Source organism: Salinivibrio siamensis (assembly GCF_001996005.1).
Classification (GTDB): Bacteria; Pseudomonadota; Gammaproteobacteria; order Enterobacterales; family Vibrionaceae; genus Salinivibrio; species Salinivibrio siamensis.
Genome location: NZ_MUFB01000037.1, coordinates 1 through 26685, shown reverse-complemented (window position 1 = coordinate 26685; position 26685 = coordinate 1). Strand labels below are relative to the sequence as shown.

The 26685-nt window shown below is 48.0% G+C and carries 19 protein-coding genes; 1 reads left to right on the top strand and 18 read right to left on the bottom strand.

Going from position 1 to position 26685, the window contains the following annotated elements:
* The 16 genes from BZG73_RS14705 to tssB form a co-directional block, all read right to left on the bottom strand.
* Positions 1 to 512, bottom strand: a 512-nt coding sequence (locus tag BZG73_RS14705) for an Hcp family type VI secretion system effector (protein WP_077668696.1), incomplete at its 3' end; no start/stop codon positions are given.
* Between the two features lie 186 nt (positions 513 to 698).
* The gene (locus BZG73_RS14700; protein WP_077668695.1) at positions 699 to 1985 is read right to left on the bottom strand and encodes a type VI secretion system ImpA family N-terminal domain-containing protein; all 1287 of its coding nucleotides are present in this window, start codon (positions 1983 to 1985) and stop codon (positions 699 to 701) included.
* A 51-nt stretch (positions 1986 to 2036) separates the two neighbouring features.
* On the bottom strand, positions 2037 to 5582 hold the full coding sequence (tssM, locus tag BZG73_RS14695) for a type VI secretion system membrane subunit TssM (protein WP_077579353.1): 3546 nt from the start codon (positions 5580 to 5582) through the stop codon (positions 2037 to 2039).
* Between the two features lie 16 nt (positions 5583 to 5598).
* On the bottom strand, positions 5599 to 7014 hold the full coding sequence (gene tssA, locus BZG73_RS14690) for a type VI secretion system protein TssA (protein WP_077638920.1): 1416 nt from the start codon (positions 7012 to 7014) through the stop codon (positions 5599 to 5601).
* Between the two features lie 2 nt (positions 7015 to 7016).
* Entirely contained in the window at positions 7017 to 7691 is a 675-nt protein-coding gene (vasI, locus tag BZG73_RS14685; protein ID WP_235606087.1) for a type VI secretion system-associated protein VasI, read from the bottom strand.
* Positions 7688 to 9259, bottom strand: coding sequence for a sigma-54 interaction domain-containing protein (locus BZG73_RS14680; protein ID WP_077668694.1), 1572 nt, complete (start codon positions 9257 to 9259; stop codon positions 7688 to 7690). The genes vasI and BZG73_RS14680 overlap by 4 nt, the downstream gene beginning before the upstream one ends.
* Before the next feature lie 2 nt (positions 9260 to 9261).
* Complete coding sequence (gene tssH / locus BZG73_RS14675) at positions 9262 to 11901, bottom strand: type VI secretion system ATPase TssH (protein ID WP_077668693.1); 2640 nt, start codon at positions 11899 to 11901, stop codon at positions 9262 to 9264.
* A gap of 38 nt (positions 11902 to 11939) precedes the next feature.
* On the bottom strand, positions 11940 to 12707 hold the full coding sequence (gene icmH / locus BZG73_RS14670) for a type IVB secretion system protein IcmH/DotU (protein ID WP_077579349.1): 768 nt from the start codon (positions 12705 to 12707) through the stop codon (positions 11940 to 11942).
* Between the two features lie 2 nt (positions 12708 to 12709).
* Positions 12710 to 14044: a type VI secretion system baseplate subunit TssK gene (gene tssK / locus BZG73_RS14665; RefSeq protein ID WP_077668692.1), complete on the bottom strand. Its 1335-nt coding sequence runs from the start codon at positions 14042 to 14044 to the stop codon at positions 12710 to 12712.
* A 5-nt stretch (positions 14045 to 14049) separates the two neighbouring features.
* On the bottom strand, positions 14050 to 14526 hold the full coding sequence (gene tssJ / locus BZG73_RS14660) for a type VI secretion system lipoprotein TssJ (protein WP_077638918.1): 477 nt from the start codon (positions 14524 to 14526) through the stop codon (positions 14050 to 14052).
* Between the two features lie 2 nt (positions 14527 to 14528).
* Entirely contained in the window at positions 14529 to 15995 is a 1467-nt protein-coding gene (tagH, locus tag BZG73_RS14655; RefSeq protein ID WP_077668691.1) for a type VI secretion system-associated FHA domain protein TagH, read from the bottom strand.
* Between the two features lie 2 nt (positions 15996 to 15997).
* Complete coding sequence (tssG, locus tag BZG73_RS14650; RefSeq protein ID WP_077579345.1) at positions 15998 to 16999, bottom strand: type VI secretion system baseplate subunit TssG; 1002 nt, start codon at positions 16997 to 16999, stop codon at positions 15998 to 16000.
* Positions 16963 to 18732, bottom strand: a complete 1770-nt coding sequence (tssF, locus tag BZG73_RS14645) for a type VI secretion system baseplate subunit TssF (protein WP_074214291.1) — start codon at positions 18730 to 18732, stop codon at positions 16963 to 16965. Before tssF ends, tssG begins: the two co-directional genes overlap by 37 nt.
* Before the next feature lie 5 nt (positions 18733 to 18737).
* A complete protein-coding gene (tssE, locus tag BZG73_RS14640; protein WP_077579343.1) occupies positions 18738 to 19175 on the bottom strand; it encodes a type VI secretion system baseplate subunit TssE in 438 nt (145 codons plus the stop codon).
* Positions 19176 to 19177: 2 nt separating this feature from the next.
* The gene (gene tssC / locus BZG73_RS14635) at positions 19178 to 20650 is read right to left on the bottom strand and encodes a type VI secretion system contractile sheath large subunit (RefSeq protein ID WP_077457793.1); all 1473 of its coding nucleotides are present in this window, start codon (positions 20648 to 20650) and stop codon (positions 19178 to 19180) included.
* A 43-nt stretch (positions 20651 to 20693) separates the two neighbouring features.
* A complete protein-coding gene (gene tssB / locus BZG73_RS14630; RefSeq protein WP_077579342.1) occupies positions 20694 to 21203 on the bottom strand; it encodes a type VI secretion system contractile sheath small subunit in 510 nt (169 codons plus the stop codon).
* Between the two features lie 802 nt (positions 21204 to 22005).
* Here tssB and BZG73_RS14625 point away from each other — a divergent pair.
* A complete protein-coding gene (locus tag BZG73_RS14625; protein ID WP_077668690.1) occupies positions 22006 to 24093 on the top strand; it encodes a methyl-accepting chemotaxis protein in 2088 nt (695 codons plus the stop codon).
* Between the two features lie 103 nt (positions 24094 to 24196).
* On the opposite strand, the gene BZG73_RS14620 is transcribed toward BZG73_RS14625, so the two are convergent.
* Complete coding sequence (locus BZG73_RS14620) at positions 24197 to 25024, bottom strand: MalM family protein (RefSeq protein WP_077668689.1); 828 nt, start codon at positions 25022 to 25024, stop codon at positions 24197 to 24199.
* A gap of 63 nt (positions 25025 to 25087) precedes the next feature.
* Entirely contained in the window at positions 25088 to 26383 is a 1296-nt protein-coding gene (lamB, locus tag BZG73_RS14615; protein ID WP_077668688.1) for a maltoporin LamB, read from the bottom strand.
* Positions 26384 to 26685: the final 302 nt, after the last annotated feature.

Below are 26685 nucleotides of genomic sequence, written 5' to 3'. Positions count from 1 at the left end.
TCGATAGGCTTGCGCCAGTCGTCTGAGCCTGAGGTGCCTGCGTTGACGTGGTCCCAAGTCACTTTGCGGTAAGACATCGACACCGTCAGGTTCTGCGTAAAGTCTGACTTCGCCGGGTCTTGGCAATGGGGCATCTCGCAGTGAATGTCCACAATCGAGGCACTTTCCAGCTTGGTGGTAAAGAAGTTTTCTTGTTTACCTTCAATCGAGGTGCGGTACCACTTCAGCTCGACCGTTGACATCTTCTCACCTGACGCCAGTGCGTTATAAAGCAACGGCACCGCTTTGTTGAGCGCAACGGTGAATTTAAATGGCTTGTGCACACGTTGGCCTGATGGCTGACCGGACTGAGGGTCCGTCGGTACGGTCACATTGTGGTCAAACTGTTGTACCAGCATCTCGTCTTCATGGCCTTCGACAAAGGCATCACCGATAGAATCGGCGGTGCAGGCACCGGCAGTAATCAAACCCTGAGTTTCACCTTCAATCGAGATATAACATGGCGTTGGCATAATCGCTCCTTTGTATGTCATGGAAGACACATCGCCACCGTGGCGGTGTGCCTGTTCGCTATCTTATCTTGCGAAATGCATGCCAAGTTTTTTATCGCTATAAATCAGCACCTTATAATATGGCTGACCAATTTTTTGCACGTGCCAAGCAACTTCTTGCCAAGCCAAGCAAAAAGTTGCTTAGCATTACTGACGCCTTTGCACCGCTTTACTCTGGTTTTCTTTAATCACCTCTTGCAGCTGAGACACTTTCCAGCTCAAGTGATTCAGGCGTTCAGTAAGCACCGACAGCTCTTGGTTCGCTTTGTCTATCTCACCCTGTTCAACCAAGGTTGTGACATAATCCGCGCGACCATAGATAGGAGACAGTCCGATAGCAAAACTCTCCAGTGAGCGTGTCTGCTTCTGTAATGCCCACCAGCGATTTTGCTCTGCCAGCAACGCGATATTCGCCATCTTTGTTCGAACTGCGCGAAACTTATCGATGTATTTTGCTGTACTTTCCAGCGCTTCAGCACGCTCAGCTTGGTAAGTTGCGACTAATGAGGTCGTTTTCTCGTTATCACCGTACAAGGTGGTTAACGCATTGAGGTGTTGTTTGGCAGAGGTTTTCGCCGCTTCAACCGATTGCGCCATCTCCTGCTCGACCGCGCCCGTGTATAAAGAAATAAATTGTGGCTCCCACCGCGATAGGGTTGACGGCGAATGCTGCTCAGAGAACACACTCAGCGCTTGCGTATTGTTAAGGGAAGGCTGTGGCGTCTCCACTTTATACGGGGTTTGAAAATAGGGAATATGTGGGTAGGCTAACCAGGCGGTCACCACTAGGCCGGCACCTGCAATTCCTGCCAATAAACTGCGCAGTCGGCTTTTTTTAACCGTGATCGTCGGATTAAGGCTCTCGTTTTTCTGCTGTTGCTTTATCGCGCTATGAAAACGCGTTTCTATACGGTCAATATGCTCAAACAATACATAGGCCAACCCTTCATAATCGACCGTGTAACTGGGTTGCTGTTGGGCCAAAACATGGTAAAGGGCATCACAAAGCCGTTCGCAACGATACAAATCGCGCAATGCTTGTTGATCTGGCTTTATCTGATTAAGCTCGCCCAGTACGCGAGCATTTACCCACTCCAGCGCCTCTTTACGCGCCCGGGCACGTTTTTCAGAGACCGCTTCTTCGTTATTCAAACAAGCAAGGATCAGCTCCAGCCCATTTGCAAATCCTGCCAAACCGCCAACCTTTAACGCCGCGACGGCATAATAACCACTGAGCAGTAAATCAATGCCTTGCTCACTGGCGAGTGCTTGACAGTTATCTTTTACAAATTGCCAGTCGGTCCCCCCAGATAGTGGCGAGTGGCGTTTGTTGATTTGGTCTCTAATTGCTTGATAACGCTCGTCATCACGCAATGGTTGAACATCTTGGATAACACGAAACGGCTGGTTATCAATAGAGAGAATAAAAGACATGGCTTAGCATTCCTGATAAAGCAGGGGCGAGTGCACTCGCCCCATGATCAGTTAGTAGAGGTTGCGGGAGAGCTTGAACGACTTGAACAAGCGTTGCGTAAACGGGTTAGTGGCCGCTTGGGCATTCACTCGATAGATCATCCCACCCCCGTCGACATTGAACTGATAGTCAACGGACGTAGTACTTGCAGAGACAACAGCCCCTCTATCCAGTAAGCGGAACAGCGCCCATGGTCCTCGAATGACTACACTACGCGGCGACAAGTTGGTTTTTGTCGGAACCAGCGTCAGTTTTGATGTTGCTGAGTCGCGTAATGTATTTGGCCAGATTAGCTCAATGCTGTCTCTTGGTCCGTGACTATAGGTAACATACTGCCCATCAACATTCAGGACACTTCGACGTTTGTTACTGCTCAAACGTAACGGCTCAACCGAGAAGCTCACATCCAAAATCCCTTTACGATTAAAGAAGGCTTCACGGATTTTTTGCGCTTGGCGGATCTGAGCCAACAAATCACGACGGATCAGGGAGCCATCCACGCCTTTGTCTCCCACTGAAATGTTTTCATCAATAAACATTTTCAGTTGCGTGTTGTAGAAGTTATCAAGCGTACCACCCGGCGCGAAGAAGCGCTCAAAGTCCGTCAACGAGGCATCTTTACTCGCCTTAGGATTAAACGGATAGCGATTGGCTAACTTTTGCTGGTATGGACGATAAACATCTTGATACCAACGAACTTCCAAGTGCTTGATCGCAGCTTGTTTGACGACATGCCAGCTCTCGTCTGCCAGCTTATCCACCATGCCATCAAGTGGCTCAGGCAAGCCTGTGGCGATACGCTTAAGCGTATAAATGGGGTCTGTATTAACCAGTTTCACGCGAGCTTTGGTGGCATCGAGCGCAGCAGTGCCAACATCCGGTGCATCTTGAATCGATTTCAAGTAACTCTTCAGCTCTTGAACCGACGCGAGAACTTCACTCAAGTAAGCAGGTTTATCGTTCACCGCTTTTAGCAAGCTATTTAAGTCAGCAAACGGCGCTTGAATTTGTGATGCCACCTTGTATTTGGGGTTTTCTGCAATGGCATCTTGCGCTTCTTCATCTAGTCCCAAACCAGACGCTAGCTGCGTGTTGGTCTCCAACGTGCGTAACAAACGTTGTAGCGGCCCCACGTGGCCGGTGAAGTTATCCAGTACCGACACTGCATCGTTGATATCACTGAAGAATTTGACATCAATTTCATTAAGAGCCATCCGCCAGCTGTTGGTATAGTCAGCAACATAAAGATCGCGAATTTTATTACGCAATGCCTTCTTATCGGCTTTGCTGAACTCTGCCGTCTCGGCTTCACCCAGTACCCAACTATCAATCAGAGCCAAATCAGAGACAGATTGCAGCTTGGGCACAAAGTAATCTTCGAAGCCTTTTTTAGTGAGCATTTGCGGAATGTACAGGTTGTCACTGTCCACTTCCCTTTCTTCAAACACCACATCAAATACCGGCCCAACAGCATTACGTAAGTTCATTGGCGCGCCCAATACCGTCTCGGCATCCAGCTTCAAGTTACGATACACACGCTGATCGGTCGGCATGGTGCGAAGATCTGCTTGAGCACGGGCAATGGTCATGTCGTAAGGGCGCATCACACGCTCTGCTACCTCATCACCTTGACGGCGCGCTGCGGTCAGGTCTGTGTGTCGCATGGCGTAATCCAGGTGACCCAATAAACGCTCTTGAATGACCTTTTGCCCTGCGAACTCACGCTGCCACTGCTGGCTGAAATAGTCCATTACGTAATCGTGATAGCGACCACTTTTATCAACCATCATGCGATAGACTCGCAAAGCCACCAACTGCTCTTGATCCGTCGTAGCCTGATTCAAATCAACCACGGTATCTGCCATTAATAACGGCAAGAAACGGCTCTTCAGCAAGTTGAGGTAAGTTTGCTCGACTTTAGGACCAATCACATGTCCCTGATAAAGACCAAAATCAGAAATGTATTTGGGCTTTTCACGGAAAAAGCCAAATTCTAACGTGGCTTGGCGGATCTGATTAAGCGGCTTTAATACCTCACGCTGGGATGCGCCATCGGCATTACTAGGAAACTGTGTTTTATATTGATCAACCTTGGTCAATACCGCATCAGCATGCGCGACGTTGGCCAAGTAATAGCGGTGCCAAGTCCCCACCAGTAACACAGTGGCAATCGAGCACGCCAATACCGACATCCCCATCAGACGGCGCTTATGCTTGGCGACACGGAAGTTATCCGATGCGAGCCCCGCCTCCGGGTAGATGATGTTGCTGAACAGTTTTTGGGTAAAATACACCGTCGAATTTTTCGACTTCTGCGCGTGATTGACCGCGTGTGACAATCCATAACGACGAGAAGCGGCATCATCAAACGCGTTGGTCGGCACGCCCTGTTGATACACAGACGTAAAGTATGCGCCCCTAACTAAAGCAGAGGTCGAGAACTGATCACTGGCTAAGGCTTCATTAAAGAAGGTCGCTAGAATGTCTTTCAGCCCTGCCACTTGGCGTGAAAAGCTGTAAATTGCTTTACGATCTTCAAAATCCAGCGGGGCAGCTAATGCGTGAGGAACAATGGCATTAATCCGCTCAATGAAGGCAGAGTAGTCTTCATCAAATTCTTTAAGCCAAGAATCAAGATCATCAACCGAGTTTAGCGAAAAGGTAAAGCCAAGCACTTCGTCGCGTTGCTGCTTTGAATAGTGCTTAAAAAAGGGTTCAAACCCATAGAGCAAATCAAGCTTGGTTAGCGCAATGTAAACAGGCAAGCGCGTCGAGAGGGTCTCCATTAACTCACGCAACCGAGCGCGCAGTAAATTGGCGTATGCTTTACGTTCTGACGCTGTCGCCGTCGCGAGATGCGAAGCATCAAGAGTCAATACAATACCATTTAGCGGACGGCGACTGCGGGTCTGCTCTAACCATTTAACGAAGTGAGACCAAAGACGACGCTCCAGCTCACCATCATTGTTTTCATCTTTGTTGCCTTGTGTGAGCAATTCACCGTCAGGGTCGATAAGGACAGACTCATCCCCTATCCACCAATCAAAGGAAAAAGGGTTTTCGCTTTTTTTCCCGGATGCGCGCATCACCGACGAAAAGACAAAGTTTTGTCCAGAACGATTAATCAGGCTGGTCTTACCCGCATTTTCAAGCCCGAGCACCAAATACCAAGGTAACGCATAAAGGTGATTACGCTTGTTCAGGTTTTGCTTCATGTTGGCAACAACCTGGTTTAGTTCTTTCTCTTGGCGCTCTTCGTAGACTTGAATCGGATCTTCTCGAAGTCGTTCGGTGTGCGCTTGCTCCGCTTGAATACTTTGCAACTTACGCCATTGCCACACACCCCAAATTGCCAGTGCGCCTAGGGTAATAAAACCACTACATATTGCACGCGCTGTCACCGAGGCCAGTGGCTTTTGTTCACCAATGGTTAACCAAGGGCCAGCCCACCAAATGGCGACATTAACGAGTATAAAAATCGCTGCCAATAAAATAGGAAACGCTGCGACCATGCCAGGCTTGAGCTTTTTCGCTATTTTAAAAATGTTTTTCCACATGAATTTTCGCCCTTAATCACTCTGACGTTGTATTGCGTTCAAGTTGTTCAACCAAGCTGGGTTCCCAGTCGGTGACGCTCATGGTTTTGATTTCTTGGTGTAGCGTTTGATACTGCTCCTGAGCCATGCTGTTCAGTTGGTTCGCTTGCAGCAAATCCGCCGAGATCATCCGCCAATAAAAATGGTCGCGAGGCTCTCTGGCCGCTTGTAATCCATCATTGAGCATGGATAACGCCACGGCTATCCCACCTTCTTTGGCGAGCGATAGCGCTTCCTTTTTCTTCTCTTGCCAGTCACCGCCAACCGCTTTGCCAGCCGCTTGACCGCCAGTTCCACTGGCAAGCCAATCTTTAACTGCATCCGATACAAACGGCTCTCCCCCTTTGAACTGTAAGTCTTTCAGTCCGGGAAGACGCTCGAGAAATTGACTGACCTCCGATTGAATCGCCTCACACCAGTTAGCGTGGCCGAGCTTCTGCGCAATGGTGTAGCTCATCAGGTGACCTTCAAACCAATAAGGTGCCATGGTGAGGCTTTGTTCAACCTGACGCCACAGCGCGAGATCAGGGTGACGCATCTTATCTTGATAATCTTTGACTCGGTCTTGCTGCATACCACGGAGTTGCGTTTCTCCCCCGGTTTTATGATCGGGTAAGGCGGTAATGCTGTACCAGACCGCATAGCGTCGAAGTCGTATCGCCAACGGCACACCGTCTTCTTGCTCAGCCAAAAATGAAGCAATTTTAAGTAACGTTTGCTTGGTTGCCTTATCACTGGAGTGATCAACATCTAAGCCAGCGCTACTGGTGGATGTGGTGGTGGCCGTGCGCGATGAGGACGTTGGTGTTTCTTTAGCTGCCTGGTTCGCGCGCTGACGCTCTTCCGCTTTGCGCAATTCGGCGCGAATACTGTTGACGACGCTGCTTACGACATCATTCGCGAGCGCTTTTCCTTCAATCGCCTTTTCCCATTCTTCCACCGCTTGGTTAAGCGCCTCTCTGTCTTGTGCATCAAACTGACCAAAGTCGGTTTTGTCTACCGCGATAGAAAAACGTTGTGCCATTTGGCTRAAGAACTTACGACGCGGTAGATTGCCGCGTTTGCCAGGGGCGGGGAAGCTGTCTTCCCAATACTGGGTCATGAAGCTGGCCATCACCTCAAACGCGAGAATAAAACGCGCTGGCGAGGCTTGGTTATGCAAGCACTGAAGCAAGTAGGTCAACAACTTAATGTCTTTACTCTTCTCCGCTAACAGTTTTACGACGCTGTGCTCTACCTCATCCCATTGCACATCGGCATGGGACAGCGAGCCAACCTTCATCATTTGATCTTCAACAAAATCAAACAATGGATCGTCCACTAACCGCTCGCCCACGGCGCTGTTCTCGGAGATTGGTTGCGAAATACAGCGTTTATAGTCTTTCAATTCCATGTTTACCAACCACAACGAGAACGAAGCGCACCCAGCGTCTCAGGTAACGGCTGGGTATCAAAAGTTAAACCATCAACGTATTGGGAGTTTGAACGAATGGTTAAGCGATCTTCTCTGGCCAATGCCTTCATTAACCGAATCGCAGGCAACCCCCGCGACGAGGAAAGCACGACCCCTAAATCACCGTTACGCCAGTATTGCGTCTGGCCATTTGGGAAAGTCAACTTCATTCGCCCATCCTCAATCGGCTCGGGAAGCATCAGTTCAACACGACTTAAATTATCGATACAGCTAAGCATTAACAGCGGCTGTTCACTGCCTCGGAAACCAGTCGAAAGATTACTTGCCCGCAATGTAATCCACGCGCTGCTGCCTCGGCCCTCGCCCTTCTCGGTCAACGACCAAGACTGGGSAGCGCTTTCTTGTGCGGCTGTCATCGCACGTCGCCATTGCAACGGCTTTTGAGATTGATTGTCTGTTGGTTCGGCCGGCGCCACTTGGGTGTTAAATACACGATCAAAGCATGCAAGACGATCGAGTCGTGACGTCACCACGCGGCATTGTTCAGCTTGCTCAACTTGTTGTTGAGCAGAAATAGGGGCACCTATCACCGTGGACGAGGCCATCACTGACACCAACATGACCCCGGCTAGTAGACAATAATTTTGCTTATTCATGGGGCTTTTATCCCTAGTTTTCGGCACTTATAGGTTAGGGTCCGATGAGGAATACCCAAACTCTCGGCAGCTTTACTCTTATCGCCATCGAACATGGATAGCCGATCCGAAATAATACATTGTTCAAAATCCAGCAAGGCTTGTTTGAGATCAGCGATAGACGCCGCATCAATGTTTAATACGCTGCTTACATTCGACATCCCATGCTCAAACGCAGCGGACGATATACTCTCGCGTGCTGGAGGAGGGGCTCCCCCCACTCGTCCACTAAACGCCGCTCTATCGATGGATTCACCATCCGGTGTTTGCGCACAGGCGTATTCAACAAGGTGCTTTAACTCTCTGACATTCCCAGGAAAAGAGTAATGCAGCAGCATATCAAGTGTTTGAGGCTGCAACTCTCCAATGCTCGTGCCATGTTGTTGATTAAATCGCGTAATAAAATGGTGGCTCAGTTGGCGCACGTCCTCTTTACGTTTCGCCAATGCAGGCACATGAATGGGGTATTGAAGCAATCGATAGTAAAGATCTTGGCGAAATGTTCCCGCCTTAACTTTGTCGAGTAATTGCACATGCGTCGCTGAGACCAGACGAAAATCTGATTGACGTTCTTGATGCCCACCGACTGGACGAAATGCGCCCAGTTCGAGTACGCGAAGCAACTTAGCTTGTAAACTTAAAGGCATATCGCCGATTTCATCCAGAAATAGCGTGCCGCCGTTCGCTTGTGCAATTAATCCCTCTTTGTCACCCACGGCCCCAGAAAAAGCGCCTTTTTCATAACCGAACAGCTCACTCTCAAGCAGGTGCTCTGGAATGGCTGCGCAGTTTATAGGCACAAAAGGCTGATGCTGACGAGGAGACAAATCATGGACTGCTCGCGCAACTAACTCTTTACCGCTGCCCGTTTCACCTTGCACCAATACCGAAAGTTGCGATGACGCGGCATTAGCAATCTGTTCACGCAGGCGAACCATCAATCCGCTATCACCGATTAGCGTCGAGGCCAGACTAGCCGCTCGCTCTTGTTGACGCGTTTGTTTTTCGATATCCGTCAGCGATGCTTTTAAGGCGCGACGATTGCTCTCTTCTCCTTCCATGTCACTCAGCAATGACCACTGGTGTTGGAAAACATCGACTACCTGTAAAAAGGCCTCATCATGCCAAAGCGCAGACAATGCTTGGCTGTCACCAACCAAGCAAAGTAGCAGCTTTACATTTTTGTCATGGCGGATCAGCGGCCGGATGGATACAGCTTCAAAAAAGCCAAGCTCACCAATCGCCTGACGGAAAGCACGATTAGATTGCCAAAAAACAATCTCTTCCGCCTCGAGGTGCTTTGGTGCCGCATTTTGTAAAACGTGAGCAAATGGGGTATCAAAATCTGTAACAGACCAAGATTCCCCGCTGGCATGGCAGACGAGTTGTCTGCCATCGCAACTAGGAACCAGCAACATTCCCTTGCGCAGCTTGAGCTCCTTGACCAACACTTGGATAAAGCGATCCTGTAAATCAGCTGTTCGCCTTTCCCGAGCAAGGTCAGTAACATAAGCTAGCCAGTTACGCATTCTTACTCTACCTCGCCTTTGAATTCGCCCTCTTCGGCAAATAAACGCACGTGCGTGATCTCTGCTTTGTCTGCCAGCTTGTTCAATAGCTCAAGAGACACAGGCGGCAACAACTGCCCTTCGATAATCGCCTCAAGCATACGGGCGCCATTCTCACTACGCGTGGCCCGTTTTAAGATCTCTTCAATCAGGCTATCGTCAACGTCCACCGTCGCGCCATAGCGTTGCGAAAAGGTGTTTTCCAAGTGCGTGAGCTTCCCACGAACAATTTCTGCCAATACGTCTCGCTCAAGCGGCACATAAGGCACCACTTCCATCCGCGCGAGCAACGCTGGTTTGAAGAATGCAGCAAGCTCTGGATACAAAGCATCATCGATCGCATCCGGTTGATGCGCATGGTCGACGATAGTTTGATAGCCTAGGTTCGACGTTAGGAAGAACACGGTGTTTTGGCAGTCGATCATGCGGCCTTCGCCATCGGCCAGCTCACCTTTATCAAACGCTTGATAGAAGATGTTCAGCACTTCTGGGTGAGCTTTTTCCACTTCATCCAGCAAGACCACTGAATACGGCATTTTGCGAATGGCCTCTGTCAAGACACCACCTTCACCGTATCCGACATACCCTGGGGGCGAACCAATCAGTCGAGAGACGGTGTGTTTTTCTTGATACTCGGACATATTGATGGTGGTTAAGAATTGTTTACCGCCATACAGCTGTTGAGCCAATTGAACCACTGTCTCTGTCTTGCCCACACCACTTGGGCCCACGAGCAAAAATGCGCCTTTGGGGCGTCCAGATCGTCTCAAATCAGCACGTGCGGTTAGCAAATGACGATGTACACGCTCTATTGCGATATCTTGCCCTTTAATCGCCTGACCCAGTAGCGTTGTCAGGTTTGTGATTTTGTAGAGCTCATCGCTGTTCATTTGATCGATAGGCACACCCGTCCAATCCGAGATAACTTCTGCCACCTGTTCGGCGTCGACGTGGGGGTGCATCAAGCGCTGATCATGCGGAATAGTGTTCAATGCATCGTATTTGTCTGCCAATGTCTTTGCTAACGCGTCACGGTCTTGCTCTTGTGACACTTCATCACTTTGCCCTTCATCGAACTCAGCTGACAGTGGCGGGGTTAACAGTGTCGCGCGTAGATCAATGATTTCCTCAACCAATAAACGCTGCTCGTCCCAGCGTGCTTGCAGTGCATGCTTCTCGGCTTCGTCCGCTTGCTCTTGAGTTTCTAATTCGTCTAAGCGAATCTGATCGACAGGCTGACCAATAAATTGTGCGCGCTTCAACATCTCGATTTCTTGTTGACGCTGATGGCAAAGTGTCTCCAATAGCGCTAAACGCTTAGGAGGCGTCGTCAGGTTAATCGCGATACGCGCACAAGCGGTGTCGAGCACGTCAATCGCTTTATCAGGTAGCTGACGTCCAGACAAATACCGTGCAGACAGCTCGGCAGCCGCTTTGAGCGCATCATCAGCAATCAACACACCGTGCGCTTTTTCGTACACACTGCCAAGCCCTCGCATGATATCAACGGCCTGGTCAACAGATGGCTCCTCAAGCTTCACCAATTGAAAACGGCGAGTCAGCGCTGGATCTTTCTCGAAATATTTTTTGTATTCTTTCCAAGTCGTTGCGGCAATGGTACTTAACTCACCACGCGCTAAGGCTGGCTTGAGCAAGTTGGCGGCATCACTACCACCCTCTTGGTTGCCGGATCCAATGAGTGTATGCGCTTCATCGATAAACAAAATGATAGGGTTGGGAGCACTTTTTATCCCATCAATAACGCCCTTCAAGCGCTTCTCAAATTCGCCCTTAACCGATGCACCGGCTTGCAGCAAACCTAAATCCAGACAGAAAAGCTCAACGTTTTGCAAACGATCAGGCACATTGCCAGCGGCAATACGAAGAGCCAGTCCTTCAACCATTGCGCTTTTACCTACCCCGGCGTCACCAACCACGATCGGGTTGTTTTTACGGCGGCGACAAAGAATATCAACCATCAGGTTGAGCTCTTCTTCTCGACAAAGCACAGGATCAAGTTCGCCATTTTTAGCTTGCGCGGTAATATTTGAGCAATATTTGTAAAGCGGTGACTCGCTTCCTTCCATCGATGGCGCTTTTGATCCTTTTTTATTGCCACTTTCCACAGCGGTTTCAGCAGAATCCGCGACAATGGCGTCAAAGTGCGTTTTTAGGCTCTCACGATTAATGCTCGCTAATAACTTGGATGCCGAACGCGACAAATAGCGATCGACACGATTCAACACCGCAAAAAAGACGCTTCCCGACCGCAATTCTGATTGGTTTAGCTCTGTGGTTGATAGCAACCACGCTTCTTGAAGGACTTCAACCAATAGCGGCGAAAACGCAGGGTAAGTGTCAAGTGTGGTATCACGCTCATAATTACCCGCCAGCGCTTGCTTTAACTGGTCAGTATCAATATTGGCTTGCTTGGCAATAAGGCGAACGTCAGACAGGGGGTTGTCGAGCAATACTTCAATAAAATGCTCAACCAACACTTCAGGATGATGACGCTCAATACACAGAGAAGCCGCTTGTTCTAGCGCCAGCTTACTTTGCTCATTCAGCTTCGAGATAAGCGTAGATAATTCAATTCGAATCACGGGGACACCTAGTTCTAATCAATGTAATATTATTTGGCTTACAACAACTGATTCAGTTGGTTGAGCACGTTTTCAGATTTCTCGTGGAGAAAGTATGAGTAACCGGCAAAAATACCGGCCCAAAGGACGATAAACCCCACAAATACAGACCAAAGCGGCATTTGTCGGCTCAGCGTATAACGAGTGCTCACAACATGATCACTCGCCTCACCTAATTGCTTCGGCTGCCTTTCATCACCTAGCAATTGATCGTGCAGTCTTTTAATCACTTTCTCGCGTTGAGCACTGCCACCGTCAATGACGCGGTACTTACCCTCAAAGCCCAAACACAAGCAGTGATAAATAAAAACCAACAGTGGTCGGTACCTATCTGGTTCACTTTCCAAGCGACCTAAAATGGTAAATACTTTCTCACCCCCCCATGTTTCATTGTGAAAACGTGAAAGCATCGAGTGTTCAGCCCAACAAGTGGAAGCACCCCATGCCGTTCCCATCACAGCTTCGTCGAGGAATGTGCACAAGATATAGCGATATGCCATCAATACGGCATGCTCATACCCTTGTTCGGAAAGCTCGATTTCAATCGCTTTTATTTCTTCAATGGTCTGGTGGTAGATTTGTTCAATATTCTCACAGCTTGAAAGTGAACGAACACGCAGAGCAAGGCCAAACAGAGGCGTTGCAGCATCCACTAGCGCATTGGGGTTATGCCCACGGAGCTGAAACCAGTAATCTTGGTCGTGATTAATTTTCTCAACGTCATCAAAAAGAAGATCGTTAAACACACTTTCGTCAGTCGCAGCCATAATCAATCTCTTATTGCCCAGAATTGAATGTCAAGGTCTTCAAACGCCGCCGCGACGTGGAATGCAAAGCCACTGGAGTTTGCCAGCATCGACCAAGCCGCACTTTCTTTATCCAACTGGTAATAGGTGTAACCCGCGTGATATGGCAGTTGGCGTGGTGCAACAGGCAGCGGGATCAGTGGGATACCAGGGAGTTGTAAAGAGATCAGCTCACGGATTTTCTCAACAGAAGACACCTTGGTTTGCTGAGTAAATAAGCGTCGTAGCTCGTCGAGTGGCATCCGCGCTTTCACCGCCACAATGAACTCCGCAGATTCCATCAGTTGCGGATCTTGAATCGGCGCAACCATAAGCCCGTAATTGCGTTTGTCCAGTTGAATGGAGACTGCACGCGGCTCCAACACCACGCTGAGACTTTGACGCAAGAAGCGAATAACCGGCCAGAACGCGTCACCCGGCATATCATGGTTATAAGCAGGCATGGCAGGCGCTAATCGGCTTTCATCGGTAAAGGTTGCCAATTCTCCACAAATTGACGATAAACACTCATACAGGCGTTCAGGGTGCAGGCTGCCTAACGATGCAAGGTGTTTCATTTGCGGATAAAGGCGGTTTAGCGAGTGCAATAACATAAAGTCTGATACATCCGCGACACCGCCTTGAGAAGGGGAGCTAATACGTTGAGCGATGTTTTTGGCGCGTTCCTGCATCAATCCGGCCATTTCGTTGATAAAGCGGTGCAGTGTTGCATTGCCCGCCACATTGAAATGACAAGGAATAAAGTCTTGATCCAGAACCACACTGCCGTCGGGACGCTTTTCAGAAATACGCGCGATAGGGATCGCCGCATAAGCGCTGCGATCTTCTTTCTCCAGCATCAACTGCAAGTGCACTGGTGACACATCTAACGTGGTCGTATCGCCCTGAATACTTTGCACATCACGCACATCAATACGACGACTTTCATAGCGACCTGAACCTTTTTCTTCTGGCCAGTTCACTTCCATTATCGATTCACTGCGCAACGGAATCGCGAGGTAAATCAGCTGGTTAGAAAGCGAGCCATCTTCGATTTCAAGTGCATCAGGCATCACATCTTCTTGTGGAATGCGAAAGGTTGTGCCGTCTGGCATCACACCCACGGCGCGCTCTATCGCAATACGACCAAACGCTAAATACTCTGGATTCAGTGATAGCTCAGAAATACCATATAAGTACTTGCTTACCGAAGTCAGTCGCTCCTCCAATAAGTACTCACTGTACCGCTGATGCTGCTGAAAATGCTGTGGCTTAATAAAGAGCCCTTCGCTCCATATCACCCGATTACGTGCAAACATTAACTTTATTCAACCTTTTCTAACTTCACGTCATAATCTTGGAATAACATGAGCAAGTGATATTCCCGGCCTTTATTCAATACCTTGACGGCTTTTTTCCATTCACCCAGATTCGGCTCTGAAAAATGCGCCATCACACCGATATAATTGGTATCTTCATCAATCTCGAACGCGTTAACGAATTTAAACTGGCCCGGTGTGAGCACATAGTCGTAGTTATTTATAAAGTTACTACTGAGCGCATCTTCATAATCAGCGCGGAGCTGATCGAACCCAGCCGACATGAACATGGAATCATCTTCCAATTCGAACACTTGTACCTCGATCGATGCCGGGTCCCCCGCAATATTCGGGTTTACACCTTCGTCACTGACAAGGCTAAATGTAACGGTGGTTGGCTGCTCTTCAGGTTTATATTCATCTGAAGAACTGCATGCGGTTAATAACAAGAACGCACACACAATGCTGAGCTTCTTAAACATAATTAGCCCTCCAGCTGTTTTTCACGAATACGCTTGTCGTATACTTGCTCGAAAATTTCCCAAAACAGCTTGGAGAAACCTTGCTGACGGTTAGACGTTAACTCTTTGTAGTAATTACAATACATTTCCCACGCCCACGCAGACTCACCTTCCTCATGTGCATCGGTATTACGTCGGCAGTGTTGAAAGCGGCGTAATAGCACGTCCGGTGAAAAAGCGTTCAAGATTTGATCTAGTGCTTCCGCAATCGCATCTTGAGTCGCTTCATTATGATCTCTGACGTTTTTCAGGCTTTCAGCAATCGCTGCCGGTGCAGACAGATGAACGAGGCTTTTATCCGCGTCATACATGGTGCGAACCGTTTCCTCGTATGAAAGCCCTAAGCGTAACGGGTTATCTTCAATCGGTTGCAAGTTGCGGTTCATGGTACCAAAACGCCCTTCTGCCGCTTGCTCGTGCAGTGCAAGTAGTCCTTTTAAGCACGCTTGCAAAGACTGCCCCATCTCCTGAGAGAGGAAGTGCATACGTTGAACGTCTTGTTCATTGGTGACACGCACTCCCAGCCCTTCCAACATGGGCCCGGTCAATAAATGCTGACCATGCCCACCTTCTTCTCTCGAAGAGGGTGCATCACTATTCAAACTTTTCGCCACTTCTTGTTCGAGAAGTCCTAATTCTTTTTCATCCATTGGCTTCGTCTCACTGTCTGTCAATTTCGATGGAGTCTGTGGTGCCGTTTCAACTCGAGGCGCACTCTCTACTGTCTCGTCTGAGTGATAACGACTATCGCGTTGCTTTTTTTGGCCGAACCCAAAAATACGTTTTAACCTCACCGAGGCCGACATCACATCTTCGCTATCCGCTTGCGGTGTAAAAGAAGGTCGTTTTTCGACTAGGTTTTTTTTCGAGACGAGGCTATCTGTCTCTGTGTCTTGCGCTGATGGACCATCATCCAGCAACCAATTTGCTCCCTGAGAGGATGACTTCGCTTCTAGCTCCACGAGGGGATCAATAGGCGCAGAGGCATCTTCTAGCTCGGGTTCTACATCAACGGGTTCATTGGCGTGAGCCAGTAAATCGGTATGATTGCTGTCAAAAAGCGTATCAATATGGCCCGTATCAACGTCACCCTCTTCGCCCGTCAGCACACGCACTTGGTAAGGGCCAATTTGCATTTCATCTTTGTGTGCCAATCGTGCAAGCTGCCCTTTTCCTAACGGCATCTCTGTTCCGTTAACAAACGTTTGTCCACACTCATCACGGACACAAAAAGCGCCATCAACCACCAAGATTTCACAATGCACGTCATAAACACGCGCCATTCGATCTTTCAATCGCCAGCTCGCCATTGCAGACGATCCAATGGTGCCACCCGTCTCAACAAAGCGAATCTGTGCCGACAACCCAGACTCTAGGGTTTGCGCGTTCGCGACCACGAGTGTTATGCCGTTTTGATGTTGAGAGACCATGTTTATTGCCTTACCTGAATGAGTACGCGCTTGTCTTGCAAGTCTTTCCCAAGGAAAGACGTCCATCCCAGCGCAACCTGTTTTCCTAATTGAAGCGCGGGCGTTTCTTCGTCTGTCATCGACAGCTCTATGTCGAACGCCATTTGCTCACGTAAAATGAACTCAACTAATTTGCACAGTGGCTGATACTCTTTACCCACAGGCAGAAAGTCGTTAAAGCGCTCTCGGGTCAGGTTTTTGATGCAAATAACAAACTTGCCATTGCAATCAAAGACCGACTCGCCAATCACGGTGTCCTCGCCCAAGCGCCCGTTCATGCACCCAAGAGACATTTGCTGCTCCTTGGCTATTTTCACTTTGCGAGTCACCCATTGGCGGATTTCAACCTGTTCAAGGTCAAAACAATGCGCAATGATGCCGGAAACCACAGTTGGCGAACGACTTCTCCCCGCTAGCGTGCCGGCATAGGCCAACATTTTGCACCAGTTGATTGGTGTCTCACCCCTTAACTGGGGATCTCCTAACCCAACAAGCGCGAAGAGCTGCGCAGAGAACTGATCTTCTGCACCTGGCTGAAACCTCACGTAATAACGATATTTACGCCAGATCCGGTATACCAACGCGATTAGCCGATTATTAAAAAAGTCCAAAAATGGTCTTTTAATACCGCCAGGCTCTTCATGGAGGAGCTGTTCGGTAATAAATGCCGGCAATGGTGATTGCGAACCTGCTAGCCCTAAAAAGTTCGTTAACATCACCGTGTGATCGTTAACCTGATCAAGCGATGATATATCTGACGCAGCAAATCCAAGACTGGGATTAGCGCTAAACACCAGCTGACACTCGCGCTCCCACTCTTCTTCCTCAGGGTTCAACCCTTTATGCTTTTGTAAAAGCTCAACAAGTTGGAAGAAGCTATACACTCGCGCATCTTGAACAAGATCAGCCGCACTAGGTGCCAACTCCTCTAGATGAGTGGTTGCATCCCGACTCTCGTCTGCCATGTATAGGTCTCGTTATTCGTTGTGTTGATAACGGTAAGCTCATGAAAAGAATTAATACTCGCGTATAACGAGAAAAAGTGGCTGAGCACCGTTCCAAATAAATATAAATCGCCTTCCGAGCCAAAGCCGTCTTGATTGAGATAAATCGTGGACTGCAAGCCTCGAACCGGCATGCCACGTAATAACTTATCCATGGGCTTGGATTGAATATCTTCAATCGCGTCTAGGCGTTTCTTACCCACTCGCTCTGCTTGACGATCCACCAACGCACGAAAATCATAAGCGGTTAATACACAGCTCAATGCGTCTTTTGACAGGAGCGACAAGTAATTCAACGACAAATTAGAAATCAACATCCATAGCAAGCTGCCATCCAGCACAGGCCTCAATGCTTGCGTTGGGATTGTAATATTTTCGAACTCTGCAAATGGCGGTGAACTGTCCGTTGGATAGCAAATATCTCCGACACCTAAGTCCAATGGAAGTTGACGATTTGTGCAGGTCAGCTTAATTGACACCGCCTCATCGACATCGACGGATGCTGACTCATCCCCGCGAATAAACGAGATAAAAGAATCAAAACCATCCCCGCGAATGCTGTTTTTTACCCGGGAGCGGTAATAAAGGGTTTCTCGATTACGCACCCGCTCTACTTCATGTTGAAAGCTCTCAAACGGGGTATATACCCGCTTTTGACCACGTACCGGTTTACCATCAATGACTTTGTCTTGCCGACCCGTGACACTATCAATACTGAACACTTCATAATGGGCTGGCTTACCGCTTGATGGAATAACTTTGTATTCAGTGCTCTTTCCGGTGAGATCGATCGGGTCTGCGTCATGATCAAACAAGTTAATGACGGGGGTGCAATATAGCTGAAAGCTCTCTGATCTCACTCTGACATCTGACGGCAACGTTTTAGACAAATGTAACTGCACCGTAAACTGGCCGTAGACATTGTTCGGTATTGCCTTATCTAAGCCGCTAATATCAAAGAAATGAAACGCTTCAGGAAATGACAAATATTCCTGTAGGACACGATAACCGTCATACACATTTTGTGGATATGGCAATAGACCATCGCCAGGATTAAATCCAACCGATGAAAACGCATCTCTTGGTAGCGAGAACTCAGTGCCATCGACGTGTACCGTGAGTTTTTCGAGATGATGACTCAGCCACAAATAGATCATTTGTGCGCTATATTTATCACCACCAATGTAAAAACGCAGCGTGTTGATGTTGGCATCTCGTACCGACATATCACCGTCTAAGGTCATTTGCAGCTGAATTGTCGTCGCTTCACGTGTGTGTTCAGCGTGAACGTTAGAACAATACAGCGGGTACAACTCAACCTCTCGGCAAGTTTGAAAGCGACACTGGGTTTCCATAACAGGCTTACTGTCAAGCTCCGTCCCCTTAGCAACAACTTGCTTTTCGCTCAAACTCCCTTCTGGCTTAAATTGCGCGATACACATACTCGGCACTGGGCGTAAATAGTTAGGCCAGAGCATATTGATAATCGAGTGAGTCAGCTCAGGAAAATCATCATCAACTTTTTCGCGCAGCTTGCCGGTTAAAAACGCAAATCCCTCCAACAAACGCTCTACATCTGGGTCTGTATGTCGACCATGTAAAAAGCGTGCGAGCTGGGGGTGCAGTTCAGTAAAGGCTTTACCTTGCTCTTTTAAAAACGCGAGCTCTTCTCGAAAATACTTGTCTTGCGTCATGCGGTTTACAACACTCGATATTGGCGGTTCTGGTCTAAAAGCAAGCTAAGTTGAACTTTCTCGTGGAGCGCTTCGCTATTCACGGTGGCAACAATGTTGAATCGCAGCATAAGTGGCGAGTGCGGATCAAAATCTGATGTCACCAAAATATTGGTTAGCCTAGGCTCATATCTTTCCAAACATCCTTTAATGGCTAACTTGACCCTCAGCGACAGATCTAAGCTTTCGAGTGTCGCGTCGTTGAAATCGATCAGTCCCAAGCCAGGCGAGCTTTGCGCACCACCAATACGCGTATTCAACACATTAGCGATATTACGTTTTATCGATCTCACTACGTCTGGGCTGCTCGGCCCCTGAGTAATTGAAACAGGCTTAGCGTCGGCTTCTAGACGCTCCAAGAAGCCGACACCAAATGCACTGTCTTCTAGCGCAACGTATGACATGATTACTGATCAAGCCTACCAACAAGAGACAGCTCAAAGTTCGCACCCATATACTTAAAGTGAGGACGAACAGCTAGCGACACCTGATACCAACCAGGGTTCCCTTCCACATCGCTTACTTCAATTTTGGCAGCACGAAGTGGTCGACGGCTACGCACGTCTGCTGGTGGGTTCTCTTGGTCAGCAACATATTGCTTCAGCCAGGTGTTTAGCTCGCGCTCAAGGTCTTGGCGCTCTTTCCAAGAGCCAATTTGCTCACGTTGTAGCACCTTGATGTAGTGCGCTAGACGATTAATAATCATCATGTAAGGAAGCTGTGTACCAAGCTTGTAGTTCGTCTCTGCTTCTTTACCTTCTTTGGTATTTGGGAATACCTTAGGCTTCTGAATGGAGTTAGCAGAGAAGAACGCCGCATTGTCACTGCCTTTGCGCATTGTCAGACCAATAAAGCCTTCTTCCGCAAGTTCGAACTCTTTGCGATCGGTGATCAAGACTTCGGTTGGGATCTTGGTCTGTAGGGCACCCATTGATTCATAAACGTGAACAGGCAGATCTTCTACTGCACCGCCGCTCTGTGGACCAATGATGTTCGGACACCAACGATACTTGGCGAAGCTATCCGTCAGGCGTGTTGCAAATGCAAACGCTGTATTACCCCAAAGATAATGCTCATGATCTTGACTAACGTTTTCGTGGTAAACGAAAGACTTGATCGGGTTCTCCGTTGGATCGTAAGGCACACGTAATAGGAAGCGTGGCGCGGCCAGGCCAAGATAACGTGCATCTTCAGACTCACGTAATGAGCGCCATTTCGTGTATTTAGGGCTCTCAAAGATAGATTTAACATCTTTGATGTTTGGAAGCTCCTCAAACGACTCAATGCCAAAGAACTCTGGCCCGACGCTTGAAATAAATGGCGCATGTGCCATGGCGCCCAGCGCACCCATATATTGCAGCAGCTTCATATCTGGGGTTGATGGCGTAAAGGCATAGTTACCAATAATGGCGCCTGTTGGCTCACCACCAAATTGACCATAACCTGACGAGTATACGTGCTTATACAGGCCTGATTGTGTTGTTTCTGGCGCGAATTCAAAGTCGTCTAGCAACTCTTCTTTGGTAACGTGCAAGATGTCAACTTTGTTGTTCTCGCGGAAGTCAGTGCGGTCGACAAACAATTTAAGCCCACGCCACGCTGATTCCATTTCTTGGAAAGAAGTGTCGTGCAAAATTTCGTCCATTTGAGCACTGATCTTTTTATCAAGCTCAACGAGCATCTGATCGACAAGAGACTTATTCACAGGCTCTTGTGTTTGATCATTACCCACGAGGTTTTCAATAAAGGCTGCAACGCCTTTTTTGGCGACATCATAGCCCTCTTCGCTAGGCTCAATACGCGTTTGCGCCATGATCTCGTCAAGTAAGCCACCTTCTTTTACTTCAGGAGACTCTACGACTGATTCACTTGTAGACATGTTTCTATTTCCTAAGACTTAATTAACTACTAATTTGAATCAATTACTCTTTCGGAGCATCATCATCGCCACCGACGATATTTAGCTCAGCAAGCAACTTTTCACGAGACTCCTCAGAATTAAGCAGCTCCTGCAAACGATCGCGGAAAGCAGGAATGTTGCCTAGAGGACCTTTCAATGCAACCAAAGCTTCACGAAGCTCAATCAGCTTTTTGAGCTCAGGAACTTGGTCAGCAACTGAGTCAGGTGCAAAATCACTCATGGATTTAAAAGACAGCTCGACAGGCAATTCTGCATCTTCATCGTCGACAAGTTGATTTTTTACCGTGGTGGACAGACGCAAATTGCTCTCGCGCATCACATCTTCAAAATTGTTTTTATCTACAGAAACTGTTGCACGGTCTTCAACGGGCGTCTCTTCTGTATGCCCCTTAAAATCACCAACAACCAAGGTTTTTAGCGGGAGCTCCACTTCTGCTTGCTGGTCACCCGTCGCGGGGACGTACTTGATATTAATGCGCTCTTTAGGCGCTACGCTTCCTTCTTTGGACACTTTGAACCCTCGATACCTTCACCAAAATGACAGCACAGCCAGGAGTGACCCTGTCACGCTGAACTGCGTTAACATCTTAAAAACATCAATGACTCGCTGTGCTGCTATCACTGACGGTGCGCCAGCATACATAACGAAAAATTAGACATTAATTAAAATTGCACAAATTTGGAGCAATGCCTCATTTTTATTTTTTATTGGCAAAAAGGTACGGTTTTCTGACATTTTGACAATTCCATGACATGGGTAGGTGTAAATAATACGTTAGTGAGCAATAGCTCTAGAATAAGGGTAAATACCCTTTTTTATTTACGGGAATATAATTAAACAACCTCTAGTGTCATTAAGAAATATCTTATTACCTTTAGGTATTTAGCTTCACATAATGAGAATAATGGGAAGGTAGTGGGCTAGCAGATACCTAGCCATCTGACCTCCTCCATATCCATCCACCTCGAAGCTTTAGTGATGAAAATGTGAATAGAGCCGTATTTGAACAGGCATAGAGTGGAATTCGTGTGATCATCGCGACACATTAAACGCGACAACACGCGCAAGATGTGCACTCGAACCACTAACACTTATGTTGTGCGTATACCCTCTCCTCCCTTTGTTCTCCTCCTCTCTTCGCTCGTTGCTTAGGAGGATGTGTCCTTTTCTTAATTAAGTAACACTAGTGTCACTTATCGTCTCTGTCGGCGCGCTACCGGTTGTGCCATCACTCTTCGCACGACGCCATTGTCTCGCCACTCGACGAATCAGAGTATTTCTTTGTGCGGTTTTCTTTGTGCGGATAGTGATTATGAAAAAGTTGCGTACCCTTTCTATAAGTCAACGGATAAGCTTAGCTGCCTCGTCCATCGTCCTGATCGGTCTTGGAGCAGTGAGTGCCGTTTCCTTGTCAACGCTGAATAGCAGTCAGTCAGCAATGTCATCCCAGGTCACTGAAAACGTAAAGCGTGATCAGGTGATTAAGATGCAAAATCGCGCGACAGCGATTAGCGAGGAGATCCATGCGTATATTGCCTCTCCCCTCGATACGGTGCGGACTATCGCTCAGATTTATACCTCCGAAGCGGAAAAGAATAAGTCAGCACGGATCCTCGACCGAGATGATATACCTCGGATCATGTATTCGATTTTGAAACGCCAACCTGAATGGCACAACATCTACACCGAGTGGCAAAAAAACGTGTTAGGCGCCGATGCTTTTTACTACGGCGACCCAACAAGCGCTGCAGATGGGCGCTATGTGCCGTCTGTGTCGGTGGATGAGAGCGGGGAAATGCGCCTTACCGCCGCGCAAAATTTCTCTGAAACCAACCCTTGGTATCAATGCCCGGTGAGCACACAAAAAGATTGTATCACCGACCCGAGAACCGCTGAGATTAATGGCAAAACCCAAACGGTGTTTGATGTGACAACCCCCGTTTTCCGTTTCGATAAAACCGTTGCCATGGTGGGGAGTACACTGACTACAGCACAAATCCAGTCCATTCTGGCAAAACGTGCCGACAGTAACGGTAAGCTGTTTGTTGTCAGTCAAAATGGACGAATCGTTGCTAGCACCGATCAACAAGTCCAGCATGGTGCCGCGCTCTCCAAACTATCCTCTCCCGCGTATCACTCTCTTGCCAAGCTTCAAAAGCAAAGCCATAAAAGCCAATTCAAACAAACCGATTCGCACTTTTATGTGTCGCAACCGATCGAATTTGGCAATATGTCTCAGACGTGGTCAGTGATGATTGTGACCCCCAAGCAGGCCGCGATGGCACCCGTCACACAGCTGAATCAAATGATGACAGACGCCGAAAGCGATATTCAAAACACCATATATTGGGTGAGTGGCCTCGTCCTTTTGCTGGCCTTTGTGATCATTCAAATCGTTATCAAACGTCAATTAGCACCGTTGAGTAGCGTCGAGCAATCGATTCAAGCGATAGCCCAAGGTGGTGGCGATTTAACGCAGCGTTTGTCGGTTAATGGTAAGACAGAGATTGATCGTATTAAACACTCAGTCAATCACATGTTGGATGCGCTGCAAGCGATGGTGGGACAAATTCAACAAGCAGGTGGACGTTTGTCCGACACATCAACGACCGCCAATAACGCCATCACCGATGCCCACCAAGCCCTGTCTGATAATACCGAGACATTACACCAAGCCGCGACGGCAATGGAGCAACTGACCGCGACCTCAAAAGATGTGGCAACCAACTCTGAAGCCTCAAAAGAGAAAAATACCGCAGTGGTTTCATCGCTGAATCAATGCATGGAGAATGTGGCTAACAATGTGGCACGTAACCAAACCGCCAACACAGATCTGCAAAAAGCCAACAGTTTTGTCAGCGAAGTCAAAGCCAGTGGTAGCGATATTGCCTCTCTGCTCGACGACATTCGCGGCATTTCAGATCAAACCAACTTACTAGCGCTCAATGCCGCGATTGAGTCGGCACGCGCCGGTGAAGCTGGCCGAGGGTTTGCGGTTGTCGCTGACGAGGTACGTGCCTTGGCCCAGCACTCACAAAAATCTGTCGACCAAATCGTATCGACGCTGGAAACCTTCAACCAACTCCTCACCGATATTGAAGCCGTCATCCAACAAGGTGAACGTGGTGCGGCGGAGGGTTATCAAGCGAGTGTTTCCGTGCAGGAAACCTTAACCGAGATTGTTGATTTGGTGCAGCAGCTAGGCGATATCAATTACCAAACCGCAGGCGCGGCGGAAGAGCAAAGTGCCGTCTCTCAGCAGGTGGCTGAAAACATCCAGGCACTGTCACAACGCATAGAACAAACCTTGTCACTCAGTGAGCAAGCGCAAGGCGCAAACCAAACCCTCAACCACGAGGCCAAAACGATTCGCCAACTGGTCGATACGTTTACGGTCTAGTTTCCAGCCTTACCTCTCATACTAAAAAAGGGCAACCAACGTTGCCCTTTTGAGGTTATGTCTTGTTGAAGACGTGATGTAAAACGTAGCTTAAATGGTGAGATTACTTCTTGTCTAATTGTGCTTTCATCGCGTCACGAAAGACTTGGTCAGCGTCAGTAATACCCAATTGCTCCGCATCACGCAGCAAGCCCATTGCTTTGTCGACATCGTTGTCTGCAATGGCGGCCCGAATAGCCTGGTGATAAAAACTAACGCTTTCTTGTTGCGGGCGTTCAGTGGCGGAGAGCGCTGGCAGGACGATAGACTGAGCATTGTTACGTGCGCCCAATGCGGTTGCTTCGATGGAAAACTTGCCAGTCAACGCGCGCGGCACTTGAATATCACCTACCTCCGGAAAGTAATTCCCTCTCCCCTCTGCATCCAATTTCGCTGGGTGGCTGACTGCCACCGTTTCATTAAGTTTATCTTTATCGGTAAAAATAACCAAATAGAGTGAACTGTCGCCAATTTGTGGATGGACTTTAATATTCCCTTGCAAGCGGTTTCCATCGGCTAGACGGGGCTTTAGATAGACCAACCCCTCATCATCAAGCTCAGCACGAATATCGCCAGACTGGTTAATGACTTTAGCACTTGGGACAAAAACACTGTCGTTGACTTCTGCCTCAATATTGATAGCTAATCCATTTTTTACCATTGGTAAGTCGAAAATGACGCCAGGGCTATCAATGCTATAGATATCGAGGACTTGTGTTTGCGCGGTGACCGCTATTTTTATCTCTTTTTCCATTGTTATCGGCAGTTGTTTCGCTTTTTCAAGCTGCGTCACTGCCTTTCCTGCCGGAGCAACCTTATATTGGTTATCAACGAACGTCGAGCACCCACTAAGTAATAATAGCCCATAAATAAAAAACACTTTCTTATTCATATAAAATACCTAAAAAAATAGCCGACAATTGTCGGCTATGAAAAAAGACAGTTTAAAAAAGACTTACCACCAAGCTTCAACCTGTACGCCAGCTACAAGCTCATTATCTTCACCTGAACCAAAAGCATCATCGTTTTCAAGGTCAGAGATATACGAACCATATACACGGATTTCAGGACGTGCCCAGAAGCTGTCACCCATTGCCCATGCTTGCGCAATGGTCAATTTAGAATTACCAAAGTCTTCGACCGCGTTACCGTCATCATTGATTTTCTCACCCGCATTATAGCCAGCTTCGAATACAGTACGCATGGTATCATTCCAGTTGTACATAGGGCGTGCTACGACAGAGAATTGATCAATATCGAGTGTAGAGGCGCCGATATCAGAACCAGCTAAGTAAGCGATTTGATGGCCCATTTCCCAAGACTCACCTAGATTCATTACCCCCCAGTTAATCAAACGATAGCCTGTCGCATCATTTTGATCACCGGAGCGGTCATAATATGTACCAGCACCCCAGAAGTTAGCCGCTTGAACGCCATAGCCATTGGTACCGTACTGGAGGATAGTTTGGTTGAAACCATTATCCATGCCCTGGTGGACAATACCGGTGACCAATAGACCATCGTCTCCTTGAAGATCTTGATCGCTTTTTTCAACGCCAAAGTTATAGGCTGCCGCCAGTTCTAACTTAGCGTCCGACCACAAATCGATATTGGCTAGACGGATATCCGCAATATAGCCATTAACATCTTCCGATGTAGATTCTTTACCAATCACTTCCCAAGTAGGGGCAGTCGACGAATCGTTATCTGCATCTTTCCAGCCATACTTATCTTTATCAGAAGTAATTGTCTGAGAGCCATTATCTTGAATCAGTGCTAAAGATAGTTTCTGATCACCAATGGATAGATTTTCAATACCACCACCGGTACCTGATGTATTCAAGAAGTAGAAATCAGTGATGTGGATATCTTTACGTTGATAGTAAGTTTTACCCGCCCAAAGTGTTGCATCTTTGTCGGCCAACACGCCTTTTGCTTTGACTGCAAACTGAGCGACGTTGAAGTCGCTATCTTCCCAGCCACTTTCACCAGGAGCGCCCGACGCAATCATTGATTCAACACGCCAAGTTTGCTCACCGGTTTTTAGCTCTTCCGAAAACCCAAACTCAGAGTAGTTGTCATTTTCGTTACCGAGGCGACCAATACCATTTTTGTTAATGGCTAAGTCACCGCTACCGGAGGCACTAATTCCAGTCCCTGCTCGCATGTAGCCATTAAAGTCGACAGCGAATGCTGAGGTGGCAGTGACAGCAGTAGCGACAGCCGCCGCAATTAAACTTACTTTTCTCATACCTTACTCCATAATGCGCCTTTTTTACGTGTCTCTTCACACCGGCAGTGGGTAGTGGAAAAAGACAGTGTGTCCAAGGCTTAGCTTTCTTCGTTATCCTGGAAATATCCTATCCCTGCACACTAAAGTGCGCGTCATCCAGGGAGTGGTTGAAGGGGGAGGAGGAGTAAGGAGGAGCTAAGGCGGATTATCCTAACTTGTCGACATCGATCACTGAACCAAGGCGTAATTGGTAACTGGGTTTCTTGTTTATCCCCTACAAAACGTCGAATAGATCACTATTAATAATTTTATTTATAGCC

Excerpts from the sequence above, each read along its gene's own strand:
- tssE (WP_077579343.1), bottom strand. The coding sequence starts at position 19,175 with ATGTCATACGTTGCGCTAGAAGACAGTGCATTTGGTGTCGGCTTCTTG.
- lamB (WP_077668688.1), bottom strand. The coding sequence starts at position 26,383 with ATGAGAAAAGTAAGTTTAATTGCGGCGGCTGTCGCTACTGCTGTCACT.
- tssF (WP_074214291.1), bottom strand. The coding sequence starts at position 18,732 with ATGACGCAAGACAAGTATTTTCGAGAAGAGCTCGCGTTTTTAAAAGAG.
- tagH (WP_077668691.1), bottom strand. The coding sequence starts at position 15,995 with ATGGTCTCTCAACATCAAAACGGCATAACACTCGTGGTCGCGAACGCG.
- tssJ (WP_077638918.1), bottom strand. The coding sequence starts at position 14,526 with ATGTTTAAGAAGCTCAGCATTGTGTGTGCGTTCTTGTTATTAACCGCA.
- icmH (WP_077579349.1), bottom strand. The coding sequence starts at position 12,707 with ATGGCTGCGACTGACGAAAGTGTGTTTAACGATCTTCTTTTTGATGAC.
- BZG73_RS14700 (WP_077668695.1), bottom strand. The coding sequence starts at position 1,985 with ATGTCTTTTATTCTCTCTATTGATAACCAGCCGTTTCGTGTTATCCAA.
- tssG (WP_077579345.1), bottom strand. The coding sequence starts at position 16,999 with ATGGCAGACGAGAGTCGGGATGCAACCACTCATCTAGAGGAGTTGGCA.
- BZG73_RS14680 (WP_077668694.1), bottom strand. The coding sequence starts at position 9,259 with ATGCGTAACTGGCTAGCTTATGTTACTGACCTTGCTCGGGAAAGGCGA.
- BZG73_RS14620 (WP_077668689.1), bottom strand. The coding sequence starts at position 25,024 with ATGAATAAGAAAGTGTTTTTTATTTATGGGCTATTATTACTTAGTGGG.
- tssC (WP_077457793.1), bottom strand. The coding sequence starts at position 20,650 with ATGTCTACAAGTGAATCAGTCGTAGAGTCTCCTGAAGTAAAAGAAGGT.
- tssM (WP_077579353.1), bottom strand. The coding sequence starts at position 5,582 with ATGTGGAAAAACATTTTTAAAATAGCGAAAAAGCTCAAGCCTGGCATG.
- BZG73_RS14625 (WP_077668690.1), top strand. The coding sequence starts at position 22,006 with ATGAAAAAGTTGCGTACCCTTTCTATAAGTCAACGGATAAGCTTAGCT.
- tssK (WP_077668692.1), bottom strand. The coding sequence starts at position 14,044 with ATGTTTGCACGTAATCGGGTGATATGGAGCGAAGGGCTCTTTATTAAG.